This window comes from Campylobacter vulpis, from assembly GCF_014217995.1.
Classification (GTDB): Bacteria; Campylobacterota; Campylobacteria; order Campylobacterales; family Campylobacteraceae; genus Campylobacter_D; species Campylobacter_D vulpis.
The window spans coordinates 1,179,870-1,203,796 of record NZ_CP041617.1; the positions used below are offsets into that span (position 1 = coordinate 1,179,870).

Genomic DNA, 23,927 nt, shown 5'->3' on the forward strand with positions numbered 1-23,927 from the left:
AATGGCGATTTGTTATTTTATAAGGGAAGTAATGGTCGCGGACAAAAAATTATTTTATTTAAGTTGTGCTTTAATCACCATAGGTATCATTTTTTCCTATTCTTTAACTACTTTTACCATTTTATATTTTGATTATCATGAATTTCATTTTTTTATCCGCCAACTTTTTTTTGGCATTAGTGGAATTTTAATAATGTTTTTTCTCTCAAAACTTAATCCCGATAATTCAAATTCCTATAAAATCATACTCGCTATCCTTATCTTTTCCTTTTTTGCCATTATCATTTTGCCCTTTCTGCCAACAAATTTAGCCACTGAAAGTGGGGGTGCAAAAAGGTGGATTAGACTTGGTCCTGTTTCTATTTCTCCGGTAGAGTTTTTTAAAATCGGCTTAATTTATTTTTTAGCTTGGTCTTACACAAGGCGTATTAATGATGAAAAAAAGGCGATTAAGCACGAAATTCTCATACTTTTACCTTATTGCATTGTAGCAACCCTAGTTATAGGCTATATTTATATCACGCAAAATGACTTAGGGCAAAGTGTCATTAGTTTTTTTCTTATCCTTGCTCTTGCCTTTTTTGCGGGGGCTAGTAAGAGACTTTTTGCTTTTGGAATTTTAATTGTGATGATGATAGGTATAGCTGTTATCTTTAGCAATCAAAGAAGAATTCAACGCATTGCAAATTGGTGGGGAAACATTCAAGATGCCTTTTTACCCCTACTTCCCGAGTGGATTGCTTCAGCCATTCGTGTGAGTGAAAATAGCGAACCCTATCAAATTTCACACTCACTTAATGCCATAGCACACGGAGGCTTTTTTGGAGAGGGTTTGGGGCTTGGAATTTTTAAGCTGGGCTTTTTGAGTGAAGTGCATACAGATTTCGTTCTTTCAGGCATTACGGAAGAAATAGGGCTTTTAGGATTAGCTTTTATTTGTTTTCTTTATCTTTGGATGATACTAAGAATTTTTAGAATCGCTGGACGATGTGATAAAAAAGAGCATTTTATCTTTTGCTCTGGCATAGCTTTACTTTTACTTTTTTCATTTTTTATGAATGCTTTTGGTATCATCTCACTTACCCCACTAAAAGGTGTCGCCGTGCCACTTTTAAGTTATGGAGGAAGTTCAATGTGGGCGATTTGTATAGGGCTTGGCTATGTTTTAATGATTTCAAAAAAGGTTAAATTATGATAGTTTTAACAGGTGGAGGCACGGGAGGGCATTTAAATATCGTTAAATGCTTACTTGAAAGTGCGGTAAAAAAAAATTTAGACTGCATTTATATAGGAAGTGAAAATGGACAAGATAAGGCGTGGTTTGAAAAAGAAGAGCGTTTTAAGGCTAAGTATTTTCTAAGCTCCACAGGAGTTGTCAATCAAAGCAAATTGAAAAAATTAAAAGCCCTAAAACATATCTTAAAACTTTCCTTTAAGTGCCAAAAAATTTTTAAAGAACATAGCGTAAAAGCCGTTATTAGCGTAGGAGGATATAGTGCTGCACCTGCTTCTTTTGGAGCGATTTTTGCAAGAATTCCACTTTTTATCCACGAGCAGAATTCAAAAAGTGGGGCTTTAAATTCCTTTCTTAAGCCCTTTTCTAAAAACTTTTTTAGTGCCTTTGAAAAAGAAATTATCCCCTACCCTGTGGGAGAAGATTTTTTCACTCTTGCAAGAGAAAGAAAAGAATTAAAAACAATTATTTTTTTAGGAGGCTCTCAAGGTGCTAAATTTATCAACCAACTCGCCCTTCAATTAGCGTCAAAACTGAAAGAAAGGGATATCAAAATCATTCATCAGTGTGGGAAAGAAGATTATGAGCTTTGTGAAAAAGCTTATAAAGAGCTTAATATAGATGTGGATCTATTTGCCTTTCATAATGATTTAGCCTCAAAAATGAGGGAGGCGGATTTAGCCATTTCAAGGGCTGGAGCTAGCACTTTATTTGAACTTTGTGCAAATACTTTACCTACCATTTTCATACCTTATCCTTACGCCGCTAAAAATCATCAATTTTTTAACGCTAAATTTTTACAAGATAGAGCTTTATGTCAAATTTTCACCCAAGAGCAATGTCAAAATGAAAAAGCCCTTTTAAAATCAATCTTCACGATGAATTTAGAATATCTTAGTCAAAAATTGCAAGGTATTACACAAAAAAATGGGGCAAATTTAATGTTAGAAAGAGTGCTTAACTCTCTTTAATTTTGCGTTTAGCAAGTCCCATTTGCTCATAAGCGTCAATTTCCTTTTTATAGGAGTTGGAAAGTTTTTTTAATTCTCTATTCAAAAAACTCACATTTGTGGCACTTGCACTCGCATTTGAAGCGAAACTTGAAACAAATTCAAGCTTTTTCTTAGTCGCCTCATCTAAATCCTTAGAAGTTTTAGAGCCTAATTTATGTGTGGCAATAAAAAGAGTGGCAAGTTCCTTTAAATCGCTATCATTTAAACTTGTATCCGCTGCCTTAGCAATCATTTTTTCCAAATCCGTGCTAAATTTTTTCTTAGAAACAACTGCTTCTTCTGCCTTTTTGGGAGTTTTTTCTTTGCCACCAAGTATCAAAAAAGTCATCAAGGCGAAAATAAAAAGTAAAACTCCAGCCGCACAAAGAACAATAAGGGCAATATGGGACATCAAAGCCTACCGACAAATTTTCGCTTTCTATAAGCCAAAATTCCCAAAACAATCATTAAGCAAAAACCCCAATAAACATAATTTGGAATTTGTGTTGCTTCGCCAGCAGCGTAAGAGTGCATACCGACCAAGAAATAATTAACTCCAAAATAGGTCATAATAATCACCCAATAAGCAAACATACTCCAAAGTGCAAAAATAAATTGATTTGCATATTTGGGAATCATTCTAAGATGTAAAATTGTAGCATAAACAAGTATGCTTATGAGCGACCAAGTTTCTTTGCTGTCCCAACTCCAATATCTCCCCCAACTTTCATTAGCCCAAATAGCACCTAAAAAATTCCCCACGGTAAGCAAACAAAGTCCTAAAATCATCGCCATTTCATTAATTCTAGTCGCTTCTGTAATATTTCGTAAGAGTCTGCTTTGTAAATTTCCGTCTTTTTTAAGAAAGCACATTAAAATTAAGGCAAAAATTCCAAGCAAAGCACTCAAGCCAAAAAAACCATAACTTGCCGTAATTACAGAAACATGGATACTAAGCCAGTAAGAGTGTAAAACAGGCATTAAAGGTGTAATTTGAGGATTCATCTCATTTAAATGAGCCACAGCCAATACAATTCCCGCTAAAATAGATGTCAAAGAAAGAGAAATGGGACTTCTTTTTGAGAAAAATATGCCAGAAAGTGCCAAAGCCCAAGCAATATAAACCATACTCTCATAAGCATTACTCCAAGGAGCTCGCTCGGCTAAATAAGCTCTAATCCCAAGTCCTGCCGTATGTATCATAAAAACAAAAATATTTAAATAATACACAAGCTTAAAAACAAAACCAATTTTAAGCTTATAATTAATCATTTTAGCTAAAACTAAAAGCAAAAGTAAGAAGCCAGCTAAAAGATACACAGGGATAAGCTTGACAAAAATTTGCACCTCATTAATAAAAATTTCCGTGGCAATTTTTCTTTCACTTGGCACAATACTAGAGCCAAATTTAAGCTGATACTGCTTAATCAAATTCAAGCCACCATTTGCCTTTGTCCAATCGCCACTTACCAAAGCTTCATCAACAGAACTAAAATAATTTTTAATCAAAGCCCAAACAACCTCTTGCTCTTTGCCTTGCAAGTCTTTTAAGGCAGAAAAAGGTGGGAGCCAAAGATTGTTTTCGTCATTTTGCTTAGGGATAATCTTAAACAAAATTCCACCAAAAACATAATTAACAATATTTGCTCTCTCATCTAAAGCGATGATTTCCTTATCAAAAACCCCTCTAGCATTTGGACTTTTGCGATTAGCATTTTCGACATAACGCTGGAGTTTATAAAGTCCGTCTTTAGTGAAAAAATCTTTATAGGCTATATATTTAGCACTTTTTATTTCTAAAATTTTAGCAATTTCATCTCTTGCAGTCTCATTTTTAGGCATGATGATAAAAGGTTCTTTTTGCCACTCATTAGGATTCATCATCATAGAAAGCATAATGGCACTTGCTTCTTGATTTTGATAGGTATCACTTTTTCGAATTTTTTCCAAAACCTCTTTTGCTAAGGTATCAAAAGGACTCATACGCCCATCAAATTTCTGCACCACTAAAAAATTAAGCGTTTTAGCATGTTCTTTATCTATGATGGGTAAATTATTTTGTGCTAGAGCCTTACTTGCTCCAAAGCAAAAAAAGAAGATAAAAAGAAAGGTGGCGGTATTTTTCATCGCTTCTTTATTAATCATCTTCGCTAAAGTTCTAAATCTTGAATGGGGATTAAGTAAATTTAAAAACATACCAAGAGAAAGCAAAAAATAACCTATGTAGGTGGGAATTTTACCAGGGTCCTGATTGACTGAAAGTATAGTGCCTAACTCATCTTGATCATATGAGCTTTGATAAAAACGATAACCTCTATAATCTAAAACATTATTCATAAAAATCCTATAATCAAATTCCTTATCCTTATCTTTTACAATCACTTCACTTGCATAAGATGCTGGAGAATTTGACCCTGGATAGCGATCCATTACGAAGTCTTTAAGGTAAAGCGTAAAGGGAAGCTCTTCATAGCTATAAGTCCAAGAGATAAAAAATTTACGCCCAGCAAGTTCTACAGATAGAGGATTATCATACTCAAATACTACAACTTCTTTATTTTGCCCCTTATAATTTAACTCAAGCTTTAAGGCGTTGCGTCCTGTCAGCTTAAGTGCCTGATAATCCTTACTCATCGCAAAATCTTTTAAACCCAAAAGCCAAGAAGCCTTCCAAGTTTGCGGCTCGCCAAAAGAAGAAACTAAAAAAGTGCGTCCCACTTCCAGCCAAGCACTCTTAAACCACGCCAAAAAGCTAGAATCCTGCTCTCTATTAACTCCACGAATGCTTTCCTTTGCACTTAAAGAAGCAAATTTAACCACAAAATTGACACCATTTAATTCATAAAGTCTTCTTTCTTTCACGCTCTCCTTAGCTTTTGCTTTTAAAACTGCACTTGTGCCATCGCCCATACTCAAAAATTTCAAATCTTCACTAGAACTAAGTTGTAAATTTTCGTCAATTTTTACAAAAGGGGCTTGAACCGCATCATTTAAAAAAGCAAAATTAACTCCGCTTAAATTCTTAATCTCTCCCTTTTTAAAGACAACTTCACTCCCTTGCATACCCTGCGAGGAAAGCATTAGGACAAGTAAAGGGGAAGAGGCATTATTTTCTTCAAAAACATACTTCGCGTCTAAAAGTAAGTCCTTATAAATCAAATTTGCCTTTTCGCTCATATTAAGCTGCATATTAAAAGAATTGACAAAAGGTAAGACGCCTATATGTTCGGTATTGACGCTACTATAAATCGCACCATTTTCCACCGCTGAAAAGCGTATGGTGCTTTTTGCACTTTGCATAATGGAATTTTCAGCCTTTTCTCTTATATGAAGCATACCTTCAAAGCCGCCATATCGCGTCATCGCACTACCCAAAAGAATAAATAAAAAAGAAAAATGAAAAATCATTAATGGTAGCTTTTTAAGTCTAAACATTTTATAAGCAAACATCGCACAAAGTAAATTAATGCCAAGTAAAAGTTGAATATAACCAAACCAAGCTGTGCCATAAATCATAGCCCAAGCGGTAGGCGTTCCATAAGCACTTTCAATAAAGGTTGCCAAAGCACAAAAAAGTGCGAAAAGCAAAAATAGAGCAATAGAAATTCGCAAATCTCCCACACTTTTTAAGAAATTTTTCATTTATAATCCCAAATATTTCTTTTTAATCTCATCATTATGAATCAAATTTTGTGCCTCATCTTGCATCACTATATGTCCATTTTCTAAAACATAGGCATAGTCGCTTATTTTAAGAGCTGAAAAGGCATTTTGTTCAACCAAAAGTATGGTAATGCCCTCTTCTTTTAAACGCACAATAATGTCAAAAACCTCACCTACAATCTTAGGTGCAAGCCCTAAAGATGGCTCATCAAGCATTAAAAGCTTAGGCTCACTCATTAAAGCTCTTGAAATTGCTAACATTTGTGATTCACCTCCGCTTAAATTCCCAGCCAAAGTGTGTTTTTTACTCACGAGGCGCGGGAAGAGCTTATACATTTGTTCCCTTAAATGCTCATAATTTTCACTATTATTATAAGCACCTATTTTTAAATTTTCTTCAACAGTTAAATTGATAAAAACCCTACGCCCCTCAGGAACCAAGGCTATACCTTTTTGCACCAAAGTATGTGTCAAATGCCTTTTTGTCTCATAACCCAGAAAATTGATTTCTCCAGTTCTTTTAACAGAATTTAATAAGGCATTTAGAGTTGAAGTTTTACCTGCTCCATTTGAACCTATAAGTGAGACAATTTGCCCTGTTTTCACTTCAAAACTAATTCCTTTTAAAGCCTCAATCAAACCATAATAAACATGTAAATTTTTAACAATCAGCATCAAAATCCCCCAAATAAGCCGCAATAACCTCTTTATGATTAATTGCATCGCTTAATTTACCCTCAAAAATCGTTCGCCCATAATCTAAAACCAAAACTCTATCGCAAAGCTTATTGACAAATTTCATATCGTGTTCTATCAATAAAACGCCCATTTTATAATCTCTTCTCAATCTAAAAATAAGCTCCGCTAAAGCTCCACTTTCTGCACCATTCATTCCAGCAGCTGGTTCATCAAGCAAGAGGAGACTAGGATTTGTCGCCATAGCCCTTGCGATTTCAACCTTTCTTTGCTGTCCATAACTCAAACTTGTTGCCTTATGATAAGCCACATCTTCAAGTTCAAGCTCTTTTAAAAGCGCATAAGCTCTATCTTTAAATTCGCTCTCTACCTTAGAAAAACGCCCTAAATGTAAAAAAGCCTCCAAAATACTATATTTCATTTGATGATTAAATCCTATTAAGACATTTTCAAGCACATTCATACTGGAAAAAAGTCTAATGTTTTGAAAGGTTCTAGCTATACCACAATGCACAATTTTATGAGGCTTAAGCGTATCAATTCTTTGCCCCTTAAATAAAACCTCTCCACTTGTTGGTTTGTAATTTCCCGTAATAATATTAAAAAGTGTCGTCTTACCCGCACCATTTGGACCTATGAGTGCAAAAATTTCACCCTCACTCACACCAAAAGAAGTTTCATTAATCGCCTTAACCCCACCGAAACTTTTAGAAATTTTCTTTAACTCCAAAATCATTTTTCACTCCCTTTAAAACGCTTTTGGAAGGCTTTAAAAATATCTAACAATTCTCTATCGCCCATAATGCCTCTTCTAGCAAAAAGCATAACAAATATAAGTATAAGAGAAAAAACGACCATTCTAAGTCCATGCCCCGTTTGAATTTCTGCTCCAAAAAACTCCATTTGAATTTTAAATTCATCTAAAAATCTTAGCCATTCTGCTCCGCCTATGACTAAAATAGAGCCTAAAATCGCTCCAGTAGTCGAACCAAGTCCTCCCAAAACGATAATGATAAGAAGTTGAAAGGTTAGCAAAAAGTCAAATTGCTCTGGCGAAACCGTCGTTAAAAGACAAGCTAAAAGTCCTCCTCCAACGCCCTCTAAAAACGCTGAAGTGCCAAAAGCAAGAGTTTTAATCCAAAAGGTATTAATCCCCATCGCACTTGCTGCATCTTCATCATCTCTTATAGCTTTCATTGCGCGTCCATATTTAGAATAGACTATATTTAAAATTAAAATAACAGCAATAATAGCTATGCCACCTGTCCAATAAATATTAGAATAAGCTGGAATTTCATTAATCCCTCTTGAGCCATTTGTAAAAGTAGGAAAACTAAGAGCTAAAAGTTTAATGATGATACCAAATCCTAGTGTTACAATCGCTAAATAATCTCCCCTTACACGAAAAACCGCAAAAGAAAGAATAAAAGAAAGCAAACAGGCACACAAACCAGCCGCAAGCAAAGCTACAATAAAACTTGGAGAATGTAAGGCTAAAATGAAAGGATTAATCCCATCATAAAAAAACTGCTCCTCTTTTGCCTCCGTGCTTAAAAGCACTAAAGCCGCAACATAAGCACCCACAGCCACAAAGCCATTTGGCTCTAAGGAAAATTGCCCAGTAACACCATTAATTAAATTATAGCTTACAGCTAAGATTATAAAAATGGCAATTTGATTTACTATGCTCATACCATAATCACTAAAAATTCTAGGCGAAACAAAGATGAAAGCAAGTGCTAAAAATAAAAATGTCAAATGTGAAATTTTTGCTCTACTCATCATCAAAACCTACTTTTTTCAAAATTAATGCCTAAAATTCCAGTAGGCTTAAATAATAAAATAAAAACTAAAAATATAAAAGCAAAAGCATCTTTAAAACCAGAAAGTTCTGGAAAAAACGCCACGGCAATAACTTCTGTTAATCCTATAATTAATCCCCCTATCACAGCTCCCACCACAGAACCTATACCTCCTAAAACCGCAGCGGCAAAGGCTTTAAGTCCTATGAGTGTTCCCATGGTTGGGGTAATAGAATAATACATACTTGCCCAAAAGACTCCTCCCACAGCTGCCAAAGCAGAACCTAACGCGAAAACCATAGCAATAATACGATTTGCATCAATTCCCATCAAATTCACAGTTTGCACATCAAAGGCTAAAGCACGAATTGCGATACCATATTTGCTTTTATATAAAATCAAAAGCACAATCACAACAATAATAAAAGTAATTAAAGGCACAAGCAAACTACCAAAGGTAACGCTTATCCCACCCACATTAATTAACTCTTCAAAATAAGCTGGCGGTAAAAAAGCCTTTGGAGTGGAAGTGAAAAGCATATTGAATAAATTTTGCAAGAAAAAACTAATGCCAATCGCAGTGATTAACAAAGAAATTCTAGGGGCTTTTCGTAAAGGCTTATAAGCTATCTTATCCGTAGCTATCCCCACAACCATAGCAAAAATCATAGCTAAAGAAAGTGCCCCTAAAAAAGGCACATTAAGACTAGTAATGCAAAAAAGTGCAGCATACGCACTTACCATCATAATGTCCCCGTGGGCGAAATTAATCAGTCTTAAAACTCCATAAACCATAGTATAACCCACAGCAATAAGTGCATACATACTGCCAAGGCTAAAGCCATTAACAAGCTGCTGTAAAAATAAAGTCGAATCCATAATCTACAAATTTCCCTTAAGGATTAATAATATCTTTAAAAACTTGTTTTTGATTTTTAATCTCTTTAAGCACAACTGAGCGCGTAGCATTGCCCGTTTTATCAATGCTAATTATCCCAGAAACTCCTTCAAAATTAATCGTTTGATGAATTTTTTCATTAACACAAACTGGAGTGAGATTATCCACACAAGCATTAAGAGCATTAAACATTACAAAATAAGCGTCCGCACCCATAGCTGTAAAATTTGGCACTTCTTTAGTGCCTTTTGCCTTTTCATAATTGGCAATGAAGTCCTTACTAAGCTTTGTTGAGGGATTATGAGAATCAAAACTATCGGTAAAGATATAACCCTCGCTTGCACTACCTGCCAATTCTATAAAACTTTGATCGGCTACTCCATCAGCTGAAGCCATAGGCGTTAATAAGCCAGCATTTCTTGCTTGACGCACAAATAAAGATGCTTCACTATAATAAAGTGGCAAAAAGATAAAATCGGGATTTAAGCCCTTTATTTGTGCAATAATAGCTTTAAAATCCTTATCTCCCGAATTAATTCTCAAACTTTTTAAAACCTTACCACCCTTAGCATTAAATTCTTTTTCAAAAGCCCTCGCTAAACCTAAAGAGTAATCTGTGCTTTGGTCTAAAACCAATACAGCATTTTTATAATTTAAATTTTCAAAAGCATATTTTGCCAAGGACGCACCTTGAAAGCTATCCATAAAACACACTCTAGAAGAATAAGCCTTTTTATCCAAAAGCCTATCTCCTGTGGCTGCTGGAGCAATAAGGGGGATTTTATTATCCTCAGCTACACGCATCACTTGCAAAGTATTTGCCGTTGTCATTTCTCCTATTAAACCAAAAACTTTATCTTGCGAAACAAGACGATTGGCTGCACTTGAAGATTCTAATTTATCGCCCTTAGTATCAACCACAACAAGATTGACTTTATCGCCATTTTGTAAAATTGCTTGTAAAGAATTAGCTAATCTAATTCCCTCTAAAGCACTTTGCCCATAAGCTGCCGTTACGCCCGTTAAAGGCAAAACAACACCTACTCGAATTTCCTTAGCGCTTAAAGCAGCCACCAAACAAGTAATTAAAACTAAACTTTTCCTCATCGCTTTGCCCTTATGGATTAATAATGGTTTTATAAACTTGTTTTTGATTTTTAATTTCTTTAATTACCACAGAACGCGTAGCATTACCACTAGAATCTATACTAATTAATCCTCCAACACCCTCAAAATTAGTCGTTTGATGAATTTTTTCATTAATACATTCGGCATTTAGATTATCAATACAAGCATTCATTGCATTAAGCATTACATAATATGCGTCCGCACCCATAGCAGAAAAAGCTGGGAGCTCCTTTACACCTTTAGTTTTTTCATAGTTAGCAATGAAATCTTTGCCTAATTTTGTGCTAGGATTACCAGAATCAAAACTATCTGTAAAAATCACGCCCTCCACAGCATTGCCACCAAGCTCGATGAAGGTTTGATTATTTATCCCATCTCCCGCCGCCAAAAGCTTATCAAAACCCATTTGCCTCGCTTGTCTTGCAATAAGAGCAGCTTCTGGATGATAAATTGGCATATAAACAAAATCCGCATTTAAAGCCTTAAATTGAGAAATAACCGCTCTAAAATCTTTATCGCCTGAATTTATCATCAATTTTTTAAGCACTTTACCACCGTTTGCCACAAAACTTTCTTCAAAAGCCTTAGCAAGACCTAAAGAATAAACATTGCTTTGATCCACGATAAGAACAGCATTTGAAAGCTTTAAATCTTTCGCTACATAATTAGCAAATTTATCACCCTGAAAACTATCTTTAAAGCAAACCCTACTAGCATATTTTTTCTTATCTAAAAGCCTATCTCCAGATGCTACAGGTGCTATAAGTGGAACTTTTTTATCTTCCGCTATGGAAATAGCTTGAATGGTATTTGGCGTTGCAGCTGCTCCTATAATCCCTAAAACGCCATTTTGAGAAATGAGACGATTAACTCCACTTGAAGTTTCTAGTTTATCGCCCTTATTGTCAATCACAATAAGATTAACTTTATCACCATTTGAAAGAGTTGGATTTAATTTATTTGCCAATTTAACTCCAGCAAAAACATCTTGACCATAAGCTGCAATCGTGCCTGTTAAGGGCAAAATAACCCCAACATTAACATCTTTTGCATACAAAGAACTCGCAAGAGCTAAGCTTGTTAAAGCTACAATATATTTTTTCATCTTTTCTCCTTTAAATAAATTTACTTAATAAAAATCCCGTGCTTAGTTTTTTGAGGTGGCTCTTCCTCGAGCAAGTCTTTTACCTGTAACTCCATTGCAAAATCTTCACCTTTGATATAAGCAATAATTTCATCAATTTCGGCGTGGCTTAAATTTCTAGAATGCACAGCCATATTAACAGAATTTCCTCCCTCTAAGGTAAAGTTAATTAAAGAGGATTTAATATCCTCTGGCTTCATATCTTTTAAAGCCTTTCCTGAAATTTTTCTCTCACCAGTATCGCCGTGACAAGTTTGACACTTTTTTTGAAAATACAAATCTTTAGCTTTTTGCATATCATAAGTTTTACCCGAATCAAAAGTATAAGTAAAAAAAGACTTTAAATTAATCCCAAAAAGACCAACGATAAAAATAGAAACTAAAAATACAAATCTTATCATATAAAAAACCTTATTGTATCGTAATATCCGTGCGTGTTTTGGTGCTAGATTTTGAATTTCTATCCTTTAGCTTTGTATTTGAGCTTTCATACCTATAACGCACCGTTCCTGAAACTTCTACATCTTTAAATACTTCATCAAGAGGAGCTGCGTTAGAAACTAAAATATTTAAGCTTAAAAACACGCAAATAAGGGCAAATTTCCTCATCATTTCTCCTTAAAATTTCATAAAGTGAAAGATTATAGCAAAAAAAGTTAAACTCAATGTCCCCCCTTATGCAAAAAATAAAGCCCCACACAAAGTGCCAAAATAGATCCAGCCAAATAAGCCATATCCACAGGAGTAGTAAATTTCATTTGCAAAACACGTTGAAAAAAATTCACCACCAAAACCATAATAATCACCTTTGCAAGCTTATCTTTAAGCTGGTCTAAGCTATGCACTTCCAAAACTCTACTTTGCTTAGTTTGCTTAAATTCCTCTATCTCACTGATAAAAAGCTCATATACCCCAAAAGAAAAAATAAATAAAACCAAAGCCATCAAATATAAATCCACAGCCCCGATAATCAGTCCCACTACATCTTCATGCAAATCAATCTCAACACCAGAAGTAAAGAAATATTGATAAGTGAAAAAAATCACCTTTACAACATCATAACTTGCGATAAAAAATAAAACAAAAGCTCCCACAAGCCCAAAAATAACAGGTAAAATCGTAACAAAGCGACTTTTTACCAATAAGCCCTCAAATATTTTCTCCAACATCATTTTCCCCTTAACTCAAGCCATTTTTGTGCGATTCTTACAGCATTTGTCGCCGCTCCTACGCGAATTTGGTCTGCCACGCACCACAAATGCAAAACATTATCACGGCTAATGTCTTTGCGAATTCTACCCACATAAGTTTCATTTGTATCGCTAGCAAAAAGAGGCATAGGATATTTTTTATTAGCCACATCATCGATAACTACGACACTTGGGGCATTTTTTAAAATTTCTCTTGCTTTTTTAACATCAACTTCTTTTTCAAAATGCAAACTTAAAGCCTCACTATGACTTCTAAGCACTCCCACACGCACACAAGTAGCGGAGATTTCTAGGTTCTTATGGAGGATTTTTTGTGTTTCATTAACCATTTTAAGCTCCTCTTTTGTGTAACCATTATCGCTAAATTCATCAATTTGTGGGATTAAATTTAATGCTAAAGTGTAAGGAAAGGTATTAGCCTTAAATTCATCAAGCTTAAAGGCAAAAAAGCTTTGAAGTCCCTCCACAAGCTCTGCCATACCCTCTTTACCCGCTCCACTTGCCGCTTGATAGGTCGCTACATTAACCCTCTTAAGATTAAAAACCTCATCTAAAGGCTTTAAAATATGCACCATTTGTATGGTTGAACAATTTGGATTTGCAATGATTCCCGTTTTCTTCCAAAGCTTTATATCCTCAGCATTACACTCAGGAACGACTAAAGGCACATCTTGATTCATTCTAAAATGACTTGTATTATCAATCACAACAGCACCAGTCTCCACAGCAAATTTAGCGTATTTTGCCGAGATACTTCCCCCCGCACTAAAAAAAGCTATATCGACAGGATTTTGCTTAAAAACCTCTTCAGTTAGCTCTTTAACCTTATAAAATTTCCCCCCAAATTCCACCTCGCTTCCCGCACTCTTCGCACTTGCTAAGGGCAAAATACTCTCCACAGGAAAATCAAGCTCATCTAAGACATTTAAAAGTTCCTCCCCCACAGCTCCTGTCGCACCCACTATGGCTATTTTTTGCTTTTTCATTTTCTTTATCCTTTTATGTGATATTTTTTCATTTTTTCTTTTAAAATTTTAAGTTCCATACCCAAAAATTCCGCCGTTTTCTCCACATTATAGTCCATATTTTTAAGTCCCTCTTCTAAAAGCTCTTTTTCTAAATTTTTCAACTCTTTTTTCGTGCTTCTTGCTTCTAAAAATAAATCTTCTTTTGTGATTTTCTCCCCCTCACTTAAAATGCAAGCCCTTTGCACTATGGAGATAAGTTCTCTTATATTGCCTGGGAATTCATACTCTAGCAAGGCATTTTGCGCTTCTTTGCTTAATGTTTTATTCTCAAGCTCATATTCTTTACAAGTATCCATTAAAACCTTACTTGCTATGCTTAAAATCTCCTCTTTTCGCTCTCTTAAAGGGGGGATTTGTATAGGTAGGGTATTTAAGCGGTAATAAAGATCACTTCTAAAGTCTCCATTTTTAATCTTTTCCTCCAAATTTGCATTTGTTGCACTGATGATTCTTACATCGATTTTAATGGCTTTTGTGCTTCCAAGACGCGTGATTTCTTTTTCTTGCAAGGCTCTTAAAAGCTTAGCTTGAATTTCATAAGGCATTTCGCCGATTTCATCTAAGAAAAGTGTGCCCTCATTTGCCATTTCAAAAAGCCCTATTTTAGTGGCATTTGCATCTGTAAAAGCTCCCTTTTCAAAGCCAAAAAGCTCACTTTCTATCAAATTGGTAGGAATGGCAGCCATATTAATGGCTACAAAAGGTTTTAAGGCTCTTTTGCTATTTTTATGAATATGTCTTGAAAAAAGCTCCTTTCCCACTCCGCTTTCGCCAAAAAACATCACTGCAACATCTGTTTTTGCTGCCTTTTCGCTCAATTTTAAAGTTGCTTCTAATTTTGCAGAAGTTGCAAAAAAGTCATTTTGTATTAAATTATCTTTTTTGGCACTTTTTTTATCACTTGTTTTTTCGCGTATGATTTTTGCCCTTTTAATTGCCTGAACTAGGGTATTAACATCAAAAGGCTTAGTTAAAAAGTCCTTAACGCCTAAACGCACCGCCTCAATAGCACGGTTAAGTGTAGCATTACCTGTGATAATGATAAAATCATACTTATTTTCACAAGCCTTGACAAATTCAAGTCCATCAAGTCCGGGCATATTAATATCCGTGATAATCAAATCTGTATCATCACTAAGCTTTTTCAAGGCTTCTGTGGCAGATTTATAAGACTTGATTTTAAATTCCTCATATTCACCCAGAGCGATTTCTAAAGATTTTCGCATATTAATATCATCTTCAACGATCACCAAATTCATCATTTCCCTTTAAATTTAAAGCCCATACTTTAGCAAAAACAAGCTTTTAAACAAATTAAGCTCATTTCATCTTTTTTTAAAAAGCCTTTTGCTAGAATTCGCAATTTTTATCACATTTCAAAGAAAGCGATTATGGACAGGATAGTAGAAATTGAAAAATTCTCCCCCGATGAAACCTATGAAAACTCCTTAAGACCCTCAAATTTCGATGGTTACATAGGGCAAGAAAGCATTAAAAAAAACCTTCATATTTTCATCAGTGCAGCCAAAAAACGCGAAGAGTGTCTAGACCATATCCTTTTTAGCGGACCAGCGGGACTTGGTAAAACAACTCTTGCAAATATCATCGCCGCAGAAATGGGAGCAAATATCAAAACAACAGCCGCTCCAATGATAGAAAAAAGCGGAGATTTAGCAGCCATTTTGACAAATTTAAGCGAAGGCGATGTGCTTTTTATCGATGAGATTCACCGTCTTAGCCCTGCCATTGAGGAGGTGCTTTACCCTGCTATGGAGGATTTTAGACTGGATATTATCATAGGAAGCGGACCTGCGGCTCAAACGATTAAAATCGATCTCCCCAAATTCACGCTCATCGGTGCGACTACAAGGGCTGGAATGCTTAGTAATCCTTTAAGAGACCGCTTTGGTATGCAATTTCGCCTTGAATTTTACAAAAATGAAGAACTTGCCCTCATCTTACAAAAAGCCGCACTTAAACTTCATAAAAACTGCGAGGAAAAAGCCGCTTTAGAAATCGCCAAGCGTTCACGCTCCACTCCTAGAATTGCCCTAAGGCTTTTAAAGAGGGTGCGTGATTTTGCCGATGTCAATGATGAAGAAAATATTAGCCTTACAAGAGCCAATGAAGCTTTAAATTCTCTAGGAGTTAATGAGCTGGGCTTTGATAATATGGATTTAAGATATTTAGAGCTTTTAACCTCCGCTAAAGGTAAGGCTATGGGACTTGCAAGTATAGCCGCGGCTTTAAGTGAAGATGAAAATACGGTTGAAGATGTGATTGAGCCTTATTTACTCGCAAATGGCTACATCGAACGCACTGCAAAAGGTCGCATTGCTAGCACAAAAAGCTATGCTACGCTTAAGCTTAATTATGAAAAAACTTTATTTGAGGATTGATTGTGAAAAGTGGGAAAATATTTTTAATTTGTTTTATTTTAGTTATTTTAGGTCTTTTGCTTTATCTTTTTAAAAGTTTTTTACTTGTGATAGCAATCGCTGCTTTAATGGCAGTGGCGACTTCAAATTTACACGCTAAATTCTTAAGCCTTACGAAACAAAAAAAGCTTTTAGCCTCCACGCTTACAACCTCTTTTATGATTTTACTTTTTTTCGCACCCTTTATCTATACAAGCATAGAACTTGCAAAGGCTTTAAAAAATTTCGACATTAATCTCATCACTCAAACGCTTGATTATATTAAGCATTATGAATTTTCTCTACCTGCTTCTTTGGAGTTTTTAGAGCCTAAAATTAAAGAATTTATCGCTGGGATAGACCTAAACTCGCTTTACAAACAAGCTCTTAGCTATGCTTCAAGCTTTACAAAATCAGGAGCCAAATTCCTTATGGATATGGCTTTAATTTGCGTGTTTTATTTTTTTGCAAATCTTTATGGCACAGAGCTTGTCATCTACTTAAAATCCATAGTTCCCATCAACAAAGCCGAGCTTGATGAAATTTTAGGTGAAGTGGGTAATGTTATGGCTGTGGTGCTTTACTCAATGATTATCGTGGCAATTTTTCAAGGTGCACTTTTTAGCCTCATAACATTTATTTACGGCTATGATGGACTTTTAATGGGTGTGATTTTTGCAGTTAGCTCTTTAATCCCTGCTGTGGGCGGGGCTTTGGTTTATGTCCCTGTAAGTCTTTATACCTTTGCTTCTGGGAATTTAAGCAGTGCTATTGTGATATTTGCTTATTCTTTTGTGATGATTTCTTTTGTCGCCGACACACTCATTAAACCACTTATCATCAAGTGGATTAATGAAAAACTTGTCAAAACGCCGACCAATATCAATGAACTTCTCATCTTTCTTGCGATGATAGCTGGAATTTCAAGCTTTGGTTTTTGGGGCATTATTTTAGGACCTGCCATTTTAACCTTTTTCATTTCCACACTAAGGCTTTATAATATTTTAAAAGATAAGAATTTGATTTAAAGTTATGCGTTACAATTACATTTTTAATTAAGGAGTTTGTTTTGGCGAATTTGGAAAATATCGTTACCTATACAGAAAATCCTTACAGAGAAATGTTAAGCATTGCTTCAAGAACGGGTCTTAGTGTGCAAGAGCTTGATTTTAAACTTTTAGCCTTTTCAACTCAATTTCGCTTTGGAGAGGGACAATGGGAAAAAATCGCCGAAAAAGATCTTGTCAAATTTGACGATGATCAAATTTTTTTAAAAAAAGATTTGCAAATCAAACAAGAATATAAAATTGAAATTTATCAAAATGTAGAAAATGACATTTATGCAAATGCTATTAAATTAGTCGCCAATAAAAATCTTACCAAAATCATCGCTCAAATCGACCTTAAAACCCTAGCTTATGAAGACAAAATCGCTATTAAAATTCTACAAAATATCTATAAAAAGATGTTAAAACTCAAATTTCTCATAGGAATTCGCATTTTTAATTTTAAAAAAGACTTACTCAATCTTTTAGCCAAGCATAAAACCTCGCCTATAAAACAAATTGTTTCCATTACCATAGCAAAGGGCGTAGAGCCGACTAAAAGCCAAGATGAAGCACTCATTTTATGTTATAAAGAAAAGGCTAAAAATTACACCTTAGACGAACAAAGGGCTAATATCATCGTCGTTGATGAAAATGAAATTGTGCTAAGGCACATAAAAGCCAAAATCGGTGCAGAAGGTAAAGACTTAAATTTACATCATTTAGAAGTTTTAGAGCCTAAAGAAAATAAAATTAATTTTTCTTGCTCAAATGCCTTTAAAAGCGAAGAAAAGGAAAATATAGTCGAGTATATTGCCCTTAAAAAAGGCTTTGTTGTAGAAAATGCTAACAATTATGATATTGCAAATGAGCTTGATTTTGGAGCGGTTGATTTTAAAAGCGTTGGTAATATCAATGCAAACCTAGATAAAAATGTCAAAATTAACATCAACTTTGCATCCGATATGCAAGATGCCGTAAATTCTGGTGTGGGCATAGAGTGCGAAGAGCTTAACATCATCGGCAGTGTGGCGGGAAACACCCATCTTAAAGCCGCAAGACTTAAGATAGAAGGCACAACGCACAGCAAAGCAAATATTTATGCTCAAAATGGCTACATCAAAACACACAGAGGCGTGGCAAGTGGAGAGAATATCAGCGTAGATTTGCTTGAGGGAGGAAGCATTAAAGCTAAGGAGGTGCGTGTTAAAAAAAGTTTAGGCGGAGTTATCGAGGCAGATAAAATTTATATCGAAGCCCTTGCGACAAATAATACTTGCACCTTTTTTGAAAATGTTACCATTGAGCGTTTTGAGGGGGATAATAATAAATTTTTTGCCAAAGTTAAAACCTTGGATAAAAATTACGATGAAGAATTTAAAAATATAGACGATGAGCTTTTTGCTCTACATAATAAAATTTACAATTTAAAACAAAGCTTATCGGCAGGAAAAGGTGCCATAGATACGCTAGAGGCACAAATTCAAAAATTAAAAGAAGGTGGGCAAAAAATCCCGAATAAATTCACAAAAATGCTGCAAGATTATGCAAAACTCAACGAAGAATTGCAAAAATCTACAAAAATCCAAAAAGAGCTTTTGGAAAAAAAGGCTAGTTTAAACGAAGAATTATTAAGTCTTCAAGACGCACTTTTAAAGGCTACTTTCATTAATAGGGGTGGAAAATGGAGCGATATGAATGAGGTGAGATTTTTTCTTCTCTCTCCTAAAAATGAGCTTTTTTTCGCCTCAAATGTGAATGAAATTGCAAGGCACATAGGACTTAAAAAAATCATACAAAATAACCAAGAATTAATAGAGCTAGAAAAAAGAATCGATTATGATGAAAAGGATACGCAATGGTTGTCGCCATCGAAGGAATAATTACCAAAAAAGAACCTACTTTTGCCGTGCTAAAAACGCAAAATGGCGTAAGCTATGGGATTTATATCTCGCTTTTTTGTGCGGCAAAATTAGAACTTCACGCCAAATGCGAGCTTTTAATCACACAAATCATCAAAGAAGACTCCCATAAACTTTATGGCTTTTTAGAAAAAGATGAGCAAAAAATTTTCGAAATGCTTTTAAAAGTTAATGGCATAGGTGCAACCACGGCTATGGCAATATGCTCAAGCCTTGATAGCAAGTCCTTTTACAAAGCCTTAAGTTTAAATGATGAAAGCGTTTTTAAAAAAGTTCCAGGAATAGGCGCAAAAAGTGCTAAACGCATTATTGTCGAACTTGCAGACGCTAAAACGGCGTTTAATAATGTCAGCGATGATAAAGCTCAAGCTTTAGCCGCCCTTCTTTCCCTTGGCTTTAAGCAGGATAAAATTTTAGGCGTTTTAGCCACTTGTGAGGCTAAAGACACGAGTGAGCTTATCAAAGAAGCTTTAAAAAAACTTGCATAAAAGGACGATGATGAACTTAGCGATACTTTTTGGGGGAAATTCTTACGAGCACGAGATTAGCATAGTGAGTGCTGTGGTGCTTAAAAAGGTGCTTGATAAAGAGGCTTTTTTTATCTTTTGTGATGAGGAAAGAGAATTTTATCTCATTAAGACTTCAAATTTAAATGCTAAAACCTTTAGCTCAAAAGCCTACAAAAAAGAAAAAAAACTTGTTTTAAAGCAAGGAGGCTTTTATTTTGAAAGTTTTTGGGGGGCAAAAAAGCTCGACATTAAATGCGTGATTAATCTTATCCACGGAAGAGACGGCGAAGACGGCAAAATCGCTGCTTTGTTTGAATTTTTTAACATCAACTTCATCGGTCCGCGTTTAGAGGCTAGTGTGCTGTCTTTTAATAAGGAACTCACCAAACTTTACGCTAAAAGTGTGGGTGTGAAAACTCTTGATTACTTCACGCTTAAAAAAGGGCTTGAAACGAATTTTAAGCCAAGCTTTCCTTGCATTGTAAAGCCTGTGCGTTTAGGAAGTAGTATAGGCATTAGCGTGGCGAAAAACGAAGAGGAATTTAACTATGCCAAAGATGTGGGCTTTGAATTTGATGACACTTTGCTTATAGAAGAATTTAAAAAAGACATTAAAGAATACAATTTAGCAGGTTGTATGATAGCAGATGAGTTTATTTTTTCTATCATAGAAGAGCCTAAGAAAAAGGAATTTTTAGACTTTGAGCAAAAATATCTTAGCTTTTGTGGACATAACGAACTTATCGAAGCAAATTTAAATGAAGATTTAAAAGAAAAATTAAAAAAAGCCTTTAGCAAAATTTACAATCCTCTTTTTAAGGGTGCTTTGATACGGTGTGATTTTTTCATCATCGATGATGAAGTGTATTTAAATGAAATTAATCCAAATCCGGGTTCTTTGGCAAATTATCTCTTTAAAGATTTCAATGCTACACTTAAAAACCTTGTAAATAGTGTAAAAAACGAAACTAAAATTAAGATAAATTATAGTTTTTTGCATAGTATCAATGGGCAAAAAGGTAAATTATAATGCTTTGTAAGCAAGATGAAATTTACACAGCGACTGAAGTGGTTAGAAATTTTAGCCCCATTTTAGAAAGGCTAAAAACAAATCCTTCTGGCAAAATTGTCATTCTTAAAAATAACAAATTTGAAGCCGTGATGTTAAGTGTTAAAGAATATGAGCGTTTAGAAGAAGCGGTCAAACTTTTGGAAAAGATCTATAAAAATCAAAAGGCATAAAATGGCACAAAGCACGGTGAGTTATAAAAATAAAAATTATGCTCTTAGCTATGAAATCATAGGGCTTGAAAAAAAAGAAAAAATTCTCATCTTGCATGGCTGGGGAGCAAATAAAGAGCTTATGATGAGTGCTTTTTCACATCATTTAAAAGACTTTTGTCAAATTTATGTGGATTTACCCGGCTTTGGTAAATCAAGCGTGGAAGAAGTGCTTCACAGCGAGGATTATGGCTTGATTTTGGAGGAGTTTTTAAAAATAAAAGGCTGGGAAATCGCCTATTTTATGGGGCATTCTTTTGGGGGGAAAATTTGCGCCCTTCTTGCTAGAAAAACTCCAAACGCTTTCTTAATTTTACTTTCAAGTGCTGGCATTATCTTATCAAAATCTTTCAAAGTGCGTTTCAAAATCACTCTTTTTAAATTCCTTAAAAAACTTGGTTTTGGCTCTTTTTACCGCTTTTTTGCAAGTAAGGACGGAGCAAATTTAAGCCCTTTAATGTATGAAACTTTTAAAAGAGTCGTTGATGAGGATTTTGGTGAAATTTTTAAAAGCCTTAAAAATCAAAGTCTTATTTTTTGGGGAGAGCAAGATAAAGCCACACCTCTTAAAAGCGGAGAGCTTATTAGCACCTTGATAGAAAAAAACGCATTTTATCCTTTAAGAGGGGATCATTTTTTCTTTTTGCAAAATGCCAAATTCATTGCTGATACCATCAAAAAGGCTAAAAATGCTTCATAGTATCTATTTTTTAAATACTCTTTTATTTAATTTTTGTGTCGCTTTTTATCTCATTTTAGCTCTTCAGTGGTATTCTTACAAGCTCAAACGCCTTGTTTTTCACTATCATAAACCCTTATTACATCTTTATTTTTTAGGCTTACCTTATCTTATTTTCATCACATCTTTAGGTTTTTCGTGGTTTTCTTTGGCATATTTTGTCTTAATTCACACTCCCATTTTATATTTTTGGCATAAAGGCATTGACAAAAAGCTCGTTTTTACCGCGAAAGTGAAGTGGTTTTTTTGTTTTGTATTTGCCTTTAATGTCCTTTTTTCTATACTTTCTTTGCGTTTTTCTTTTCTTTTTAATCTTTTAAGTTTGCCTTGTGCTTTACTTTCTCTTAAAATTTTAGACCTTTTACAAGCGCGTTATTTTCTCAAAAAAGCTAAACAAAAAATCTTAAAAAATAATCATTTGACCATCATACTCATTACCGCGAGTTTTGGAAAAACAAGCATTAAAAATTTTCTTTATGAGCTTTTAAAAGATGATTTTATCACGCATAAAAGTCCAAGAAGTGTGAATACCCTAATGGGAATTGTTAAAGATATTAATGAAAATCTACAAGAAAACACTCAAATTTACATTGCTGAAGCAGGTGCTAGACTTAAAGGAGACATTTTAGAATTAAGCTTATTTTTAGAGCCTCAAATTTGTATTGTAGGGGAAATTGGCGGAGCACATTTAGAATATTTTAAAAACATAGAAACCATAAGAGAAACAAAACTTGAAGCCCTACAATCAAAACGCCTCAAACAAGCCTTTTTACACTCAAGCACCCTAAAAAACGATGAAGAAAAAATTCAAATTTACGATTCTTTGCTTCTTCAAACGCATTCAAGCCTTGAGGGACTAAACTTTTCAATGCGTTTAAACGAAAAAGAAAAAAAATTTCAAAGTAAGATTTTGGGAGAATTTAACGCAGAAAATTTATGTGCTTGTGTGTGCTGTGCGAATTTTTTAGGCGTAAAACTTGAAACAATTAAAAAGCAAATTTCTCATCTAAAAGCCGTAGAGCACCGCCTACAAATCATCTCAAAAGAGCCAAAATTCATCATCGATGATGGTTTTAATGGAAATTTTAAGGGTATGAGTGAGAGTTATGTTTTAGCAAAAAGCTATCAAGGACGCAGAATTTTAGTAACTCCGGGCATTATCGAGGGGAGCAAGGAGGATAATATAAAACTTGCCAAAATCATCAATGAAAGCTTTGATTTAGCCATCATCTCCGCCCACATTAATGCCGCACTTTTTGAAAAAGAGCTTAAAATCAACAAAATCATTTTAAAAGAAAAAGCCGAGCTTGTAAAAGTCCTAGCTAAACATACTAAAAATGGAGATTTAATCCTCTTTTCAAACGATGCACCAAGTTATTTATAACCTTAAACTCTTTTTAACTCTTAAAATTCTATAATCAAAAATTTAAAATTAAGGGGAAAAAATGGATTTACTTGATGCAATGCTAAATAAAAGCCCTAAAGAAAAATTCCTAGAAATTATCCAAAATGGAAATTTAGGCGCCTTAGAAAAAACTTTTGAAAACTTTTTTGCGGAATACATTGCTATGGTTGAGCTTTTAGAAAAACAGGGTTTAAATGAAAATGACCTTAAAAATTTCATCTTGGAAAATGGTGAATTTATCACACAAAGACAAAATGATATTTACATAGAACTTGGAGCAAAAATTTTAGGACACGAGGGCTAAATGAAAGTTTTTTTTACGCTAGTTTTTTTAACGATAAGTGCCTTTGCTTCGGCACCTGTGTTTGATTACACTTACAAATTTGAGCTTAAAAAAGATGAAAGAGCTAGTGTGCAAATTAAAGAACTGGGCTATGAAGACAGGGTGCAAAATTTTGATTTTTACTGGACTCTTTTTGATAATACCAATATCATTGTGCATTCTAAATTTAGAAAATTTCCGCGTCAATTTGTGCTTTCTTTACGCAGGAATTTAGACTGGGCTTCGCAAACTTTAATTCCTGATTATCGTAATCCTCACATTGACAGAGCGAGACTTATTTTAGAATTTAGTGATTATAAAAAGGGTATTGCCACCTTTACGATTTATATCGAAGATAAGGATTCTAGGCTTATGGTTGAGTTTTTAGACCCACGCAAAATGTCCCTAAAAAACCCACCGCAAAATAATCAAATCGTGCCGATGATTGATTTAAATCAACCACAAACTACGCCACCAACAAGGAACTAAA

Annotated in this window: 25 protein-coding genes; 12 read left to right on the forward strand and 13 right to left on the reverse strand. The window is 34.6% G+C overall.

Features of this window, described 5'->3' with window-relative positions:
* Positions 1 to 31 precede the first annotated feature (31 nt).
* Both ftsW and murG read left to right on the forward strand, forming a co-directional pair.
* A complete protein-coding gene (ftsW, locus tag CVULP_RS06070; protein WP_099460768.1) occupies positions 32 to 1,195 on the forward strand; it encodes a putative lipid II flippase FtsW in 1,164 nt (387 codons plus the stop codon).
* Positions 1,189 to 2,205, forward strand: coding sequence for an undecaprenyldiphospho-muramoylpentapeptide beta-N-acetylglucosaminyltransferase (gene murG, locus CVULP_RS06075; RefSeq protein ID WP_257874321.1), 1,017 nt, complete (start codon positions 1,189 to 1,191; stop codon positions 2,203 to 2,205). Before ftsW ends, murG begins: the two co-directional genes overlap by 7 nt.
* Here the strand turns inward: murG and CVULP_RS06080 are convergent.
* Genes CVULP_RS06080 through CVULP_RS06140 form a run of 13 tightly spaced genes read right to left on the reverse strand, consistent with a single transcriptional unit; the run spans position 2,192 to position 15,055 of the window.
* Positions 2,192 to 2,638, reverse strand: coding sequence for a hypothetical protein (locus CVULP_RS06080; RefSeq protein WP_099506945.1), 447 nt, complete (start codon positions 2,636 to 2,638; stop codon positions 2,192 to 2,194). The genes murG and CVULP_RS06080 overlap by 14 nt on opposite strands.
* Positions 2,638 to 5,868 (reverse strand): cytochrome c biogenesis protein, encoded by a 3,231-nt coding sequence (ccsA, locus tag CVULP_RS06085; RefSeq protein WP_099506946.1) that lies wholly within the window; start codon positions 5,866 to 5,868, stop codon positions 2,638 to 2,640. The genes CVULP_RS06080 and ccsA overlap by 1 nt, the downstream gene beginning before the upstream one ends.
* Positions 5,869 to 6,564, reverse strand: a complete 696-nt coding sequence (locus CVULP_RS06090) for an ABC transporter ATP-binding protein (protein ID WP_099506947.1) — start codon at positions 6,562 to 6,564, stop codon at positions 5,869 to 5,871.
* Positions 6,551 to 7,321 (reverse strand): ABC transporter ATP-binding protein, encoded by a 771-nt coding sequence (locus CVULP_RS06095; RefSeq protein WP_099506948.1) that lies wholly within the window; start codon positions 7,319 to 7,321, stop codon positions 6,551 to 6,553. Before CVULP_RS06095 ends, CVULP_RS06090 begins: the two co-directional genes overlap by 14 nt.
* On the reverse strand, positions 7,318 to 8,370 hold the full coding sequence (locus CVULP_RS06100) for a branched-chain amino acid ABC transporter permease (protein ID WP_099506949.1): 1,053 nt from the start codon (positions 8,368 to 8,370) through the stop codon (positions 7,318 to 7,320). Before CVULP_RS06100 ends, CVULP_RS06095 begins: the two co-directional genes overlap by 4 nt.
* Complete coding sequence (locus CVULP_RS06105) at positions 8,370 to 9,266, reverse strand: branched-chain amino acid ABC transporter permease (RefSeq protein ID WP_099460775.1); 897 nt, start codon at positions 9,264 to 9,266, stop codon at positions 8,370 to 8,372. Before CVULP_RS06105 ends, CVULP_RS06100 begins: the two co-directional genes overlap by 1 nt.
* 16 nt (positions 9,267 to 9,282) lie before the next feature.
* On the reverse strand, positions 9,283 to 10,392 hold the full coding sequence (locus tag CVULP_RS06110; RefSeq protein ID WP_099506950.1) for an ABC transporter substrate-binding protein: 1,110 nt from the start codon (positions 10,390 to 10,392) through the stop codon (positions 9,283 to 9,285).
* Between the two features lie 10 nt (positions 10,393 to 10,402).
* A complete protein-coding gene (locus CVULP_RS06115; RefSeq protein ID WP_099506951.1) occupies positions 10,403 to 11,518 on the reverse strand; it encodes an ABC transporter substrate-binding protein in 1,116 nt (371 codons plus the stop codon).
* A gap of 20 nt (positions 11,519 to 11,538) precedes the next feature.
* Positions 11,539 to 11,958, reverse strand: a complete 420-nt coding sequence (locus tag CVULP_RS06120; protein WP_099506952.1) for a c-type cytochrome — start codon at positions 11,956 to 11,958, stop codon at positions 11,539 to 11,541.
* Between the two features lie 10 nt (positions 11,959 to 11,968).
* Entirely contained in the window at positions 11,969 to 12,166 is a 198-nt protein-coding gene (locus CVULP_RS06125; protein WP_099506953.1) for a mini-MOMP protein, read from the reverse strand.
* Between the two features lie 53 nt (positions 12,167 to 12,219).
* Complete coding sequence (locus tag CVULP_RS06130) at positions 12,220 to 12,726, reverse strand: YqhA family protein (RefSeq protein ID WP_099460780.1); 507 nt, start codon at positions 12,724 to 12,726, stop codon at positions 12,220 to 12,222.
* Entirely contained in the window at positions 12,726 to 13,754 is a 1,029-nt protein-coding gene (locus CVULP_RS06135) for an aspartate-semialdehyde dehydrogenase (RefSeq protein WP_099506954.1), read from the reverse strand. The genes CVULP_RS06130 and CVULP_RS06135 overlap by 1 nt, the downstream gene beginning before the upstream one ends.
* A gap of 5 nt (positions 13,755 to 13,759) precedes the next feature.
* Positions 13,760 to 15,055: a sigma-54-dependent transcriptional regulator gene (locus tag CVULP_RS06140; protein WP_099506955.1), complete on the reverse strand. Its 1,296-nt coding sequence runs from the start codon at positions 15,053 to 15,055 to the stop codon at positions 13,760 to 13,762.
* Between the two features lie 132 nt (positions 15,056 to 15,187).
* Here CVULP_RS06140 and ruvB point away from each other — a divergent pair, with 132 nt between their 5' ends.
* The 10 genes from ruvB (at position 15,188) to CVULP_RS06190 (ending at position 23,926) form a co-directional block, all read left to right on the forward strand.
* On the forward strand, positions 15,188 to 16,195 hold the full coding sequence (gene ruvB, locus CVULP_RS06145; RefSeq protein WP_099460783.1) for a Holliday junction branch migration DNA helicase RuvB: 1,008 nt from the start codon (positions 15,188 to 15,190) through the stop codon (positions 16,193 to 16,195).
* 2 nt (positions 16,196 to 16,197) lie between these two features.
* Entirely contained in the window at positions 16,198 to 17,241 is a 1,044-nt protein-coding gene (locus tag CVULP_RS06150; protein ID WP_099460784.1) for an AI-2E family transporter, read from the forward strand.
* A 41-nt stretch (positions 17,242 to 17,282) separates the two neighbouring features.
* Entirely contained in the window at positions 17,283 to 19,142 is a 1,860-nt protein-coding gene (locus CVULP_RS06155) for a flagellar assembly protein A (protein ID WP_099460785.1), read from the forward strand.
* The gene (ruvA, locus tag CVULP_RS06160) at positions 19,118 to 19,669 is read left to right on the forward strand and encodes a Holliday junction branch migration protein RuvA (protein ID WP_099460786.1); all 552 of its coding nucleotides are present in this window, start codon (positions 19,118 to 19,120) and stop codon (positions 19,667 to 19,669) included. Before CVULP_RS06155 ends, ruvA begins: the two co-directional genes overlap by 25 nt.
* 10 nt (positions 19,670 to 19,679) lie before the next feature.
* Entirely contained in the window at positions 19,680 to 20,720 is a 1,041-nt protein-coding gene (locus tag CVULP_RS06165; protein WP_099460787.1) for a D-alanine--D-alanine ligase, read from the forward strand.
* Positions 20,717 to 20,932 (forward strand): type II toxin-antitoxin system Phd/YefM family antitoxin, encoded by a 216-nt coding sequence (locus tag CVULP_RS06170; protein ID WP_099460788.1) that lies wholly within the window; start codon positions 20,717 to 20,719, stop codon positions 20,930 to 20,932. The genes CVULP_RS06165 and CVULP_RS06170 overlap by 4 nt, the downstream gene beginning before the upstream one ends.
* A gap of 1 nt (position 20,933) precedes the next feature.
* The gene (locus CVULP_RS06175) at positions 20,934 to 21,671 is read left to right on the forward strand and encodes an alpha/beta fold hydrolase (RefSeq protein WP_099460789.1); all 738 of its coding nucleotides are present in this window, start codon (positions 20,934 to 20,936) and stop codon (positions 21,669 to 21,671) included.
* Complete coding sequence (locus CVULP_RS06180) at positions 21,661 to 23,094, forward strand: Mur ligase family protein (RefSeq protein ID WP_099460790.1); 1,434 nt, start codon at positions 21,661 to 21,663, stop codon at positions 23,092 to 23,094. Before CVULP_RS06175 ends, CVULP_RS06180 begins: the two co-directional genes overlap by 11 nt.
* Positions 23,095 to 23,155: 61 nt before the next feature.
* On the forward strand, positions 23,156 to 23,419 hold the full coding sequence (locus CVULP_RS06185) for a DUF2018 family protein (RefSeq protein WP_099460791.1): 264 nt from the start codon (positions 23,156 to 23,158) through the stop codon (positions 23,417 to 23,419).
* Positions 23,420 to 23,926, forward strand: a complete 507-nt coding sequence (locus CVULP_RS06190) for an exporting protein (protein WP_099460792.1) — start codon at positions 23,420 to 23,422, stop codon at positions 23,924 to 23,926.
* The last annotated feature ends 1 nt before the right edge of the window (position 23,927 follow it).

What these genes read in the sequence shown, in the direction of transcription:
- ftsW (WP_099460768.1), top strand. Translation starts at nt 32, where the DNA reads ATGGTCGCGGACAAAAAATTATTTTATTTAAGTTGTGCTTTAATCACC.
- CVULP_RS06080 (WP_099506945.1), bottom strand. Translation starts at nt 2,638, where the DNA reads ATGTCCCATATTGCCCTTATTGTTCTTTGTGCGGCTGGAGTTTTACTT.
- ccsA (WP_099506946.1), bottom strand. Translation starts at nt 5,868, where the DNA reads ATGAAAAATTTCTTAAAAAGTGTGGGAGATTTGCGAATTTCTATTGCT.
- CVULP_RS06090 (WP_099506947.1), bottom strand. Translation starts at nt 6,564, where the DNA reads ATGCTGATTGTTAAAAATTTACATGTTTATTATGGTTTGATTGAGGCT.
- CVULP_RS06095 (WP_099506948.1), bottom strand. Translation starts at nt 7,321, where the DNA reads ATGATTTTGGAGTTAAAGAAAATTTCTAAAAGTTTCGGTGGGGTTAAG.
- CVULP_RS06100 (WP_099506949.1), bottom strand. Translation starts at nt 8,370, where the DNA reads ATGATGAGTAGAGCAAAAATTTCACATTTGACATTTTTATTTTTAGCA.
- CVULP_RS06105 (WP_099460775.1), bottom strand. Translation starts at nt 9,266, where the DNA reads ATGGATTCGACTTTATTTTTACAGCAGCTTGTTAATGGCTTTAGCCTT.
- CVULP_RS06110 (WP_099506950.1), bottom strand. Translation starts at nt 10,392, where the DNA reads ATGAGGAAAAGTTTAGTTTTAATTACTTGTTTGGTGGCTGCTTTAAGC.
- CVULP_RS06115 (WP_099506951.1), bottom strand. Translation starts at nt 11,518, where the DNA reads ATGAAAAAATATATTGTAGCTTTAACAAGCTTAGCTCTTGCGAGTTCT.
- CVULP_RS06120 (WP_099506952.1), bottom strand. Translation starts at nt 11,958, where the DNA reads ATGATAAGATTTGTATTTTTAGTTTCTATTTTTATCGTTGGTCTTTTT.
- CVULP_RS06125 (WP_099506953.1), bottom strand. Translation starts at nt 12,166, where the DNA reads ATGAGGAAATTTGCCCTTATTTGCGTGTTTTTAAGCTTAAATATTTTA.
- CVULP_RS06130 (WP_099460780.1), bottom strand. Translation starts at nt 12,726, where the DNA reads ATGTTGGAGAAAATATTTGAGGGCTTATTGGTAAAAAGTCGCTTTGTT.
- CVULP_RS06135 (WP_099506954.1), bottom strand. Translation starts at nt 13,754, where the DNA reads ATGAAAAAGCAAAAAATAGCCATAGTGGGTGCGACAGGAGCTGTGGGG.
- CVULP_RS06140 (WP_099506955.1), bottom strand. Translation starts at nt 15,055, where the DNA reads ATGAATTTGGTGATCGTTGAAGATGATATTAATATGCGAAAATCTTTA.
- ruvB (WP_099460783.1), top strand. Translation starts at nt 15,188, where the DNA reads ATGGACAGGATAGTAGAAATTGAAAAATTCTCCCCCGATGAAACCTAT.
- ruvA (WP_099460786.1), top strand. Translation starts at nt 19,118, where the DNA reads ATGGTTGTCGCCATCGAAGGAATAATTACCAAAAAAGAACCTACTTTT.
- CVULP_RS06165 (WP_099460787.1), top strand. Translation starts at nt 19,680, where the DNA reads ATGAACTTAGCGATACTTTTTGGGGGAAATTCTTACGAGCACGAGATT.
- CVULP_RS06175 (WP_099460789.1), top strand. Translation starts at nt 20,934, where the DNA reads ATGGCACAAAGCACGGTGAGTTATAAAAATAAAAATTATGCTCTTAGC.
- CVULP_RS06180 (WP_099460790.1), top strand. Translation starts at nt 21,661, where the DNA reads ATGCTTCATAGTATCTATTTTTTAAATACTCTTTTATTTAATTTTTGT.
- CVULP_RS06185 (WP_099460791.1), top strand. Translation starts at nt 23,156, where the DNA reads ATGGATTTACTTGATGCAATGCTAAATAAAAGCCCTAAAGAAAAATTC.
- CVULP_RS06190 (WP_099460792.1), top strand. Translation starts at nt 23,420, where the DNA reads ATGAAAGTTTTTTTTACGCTAGTTTTTTTAACGATAAGTGCCTTTGCT.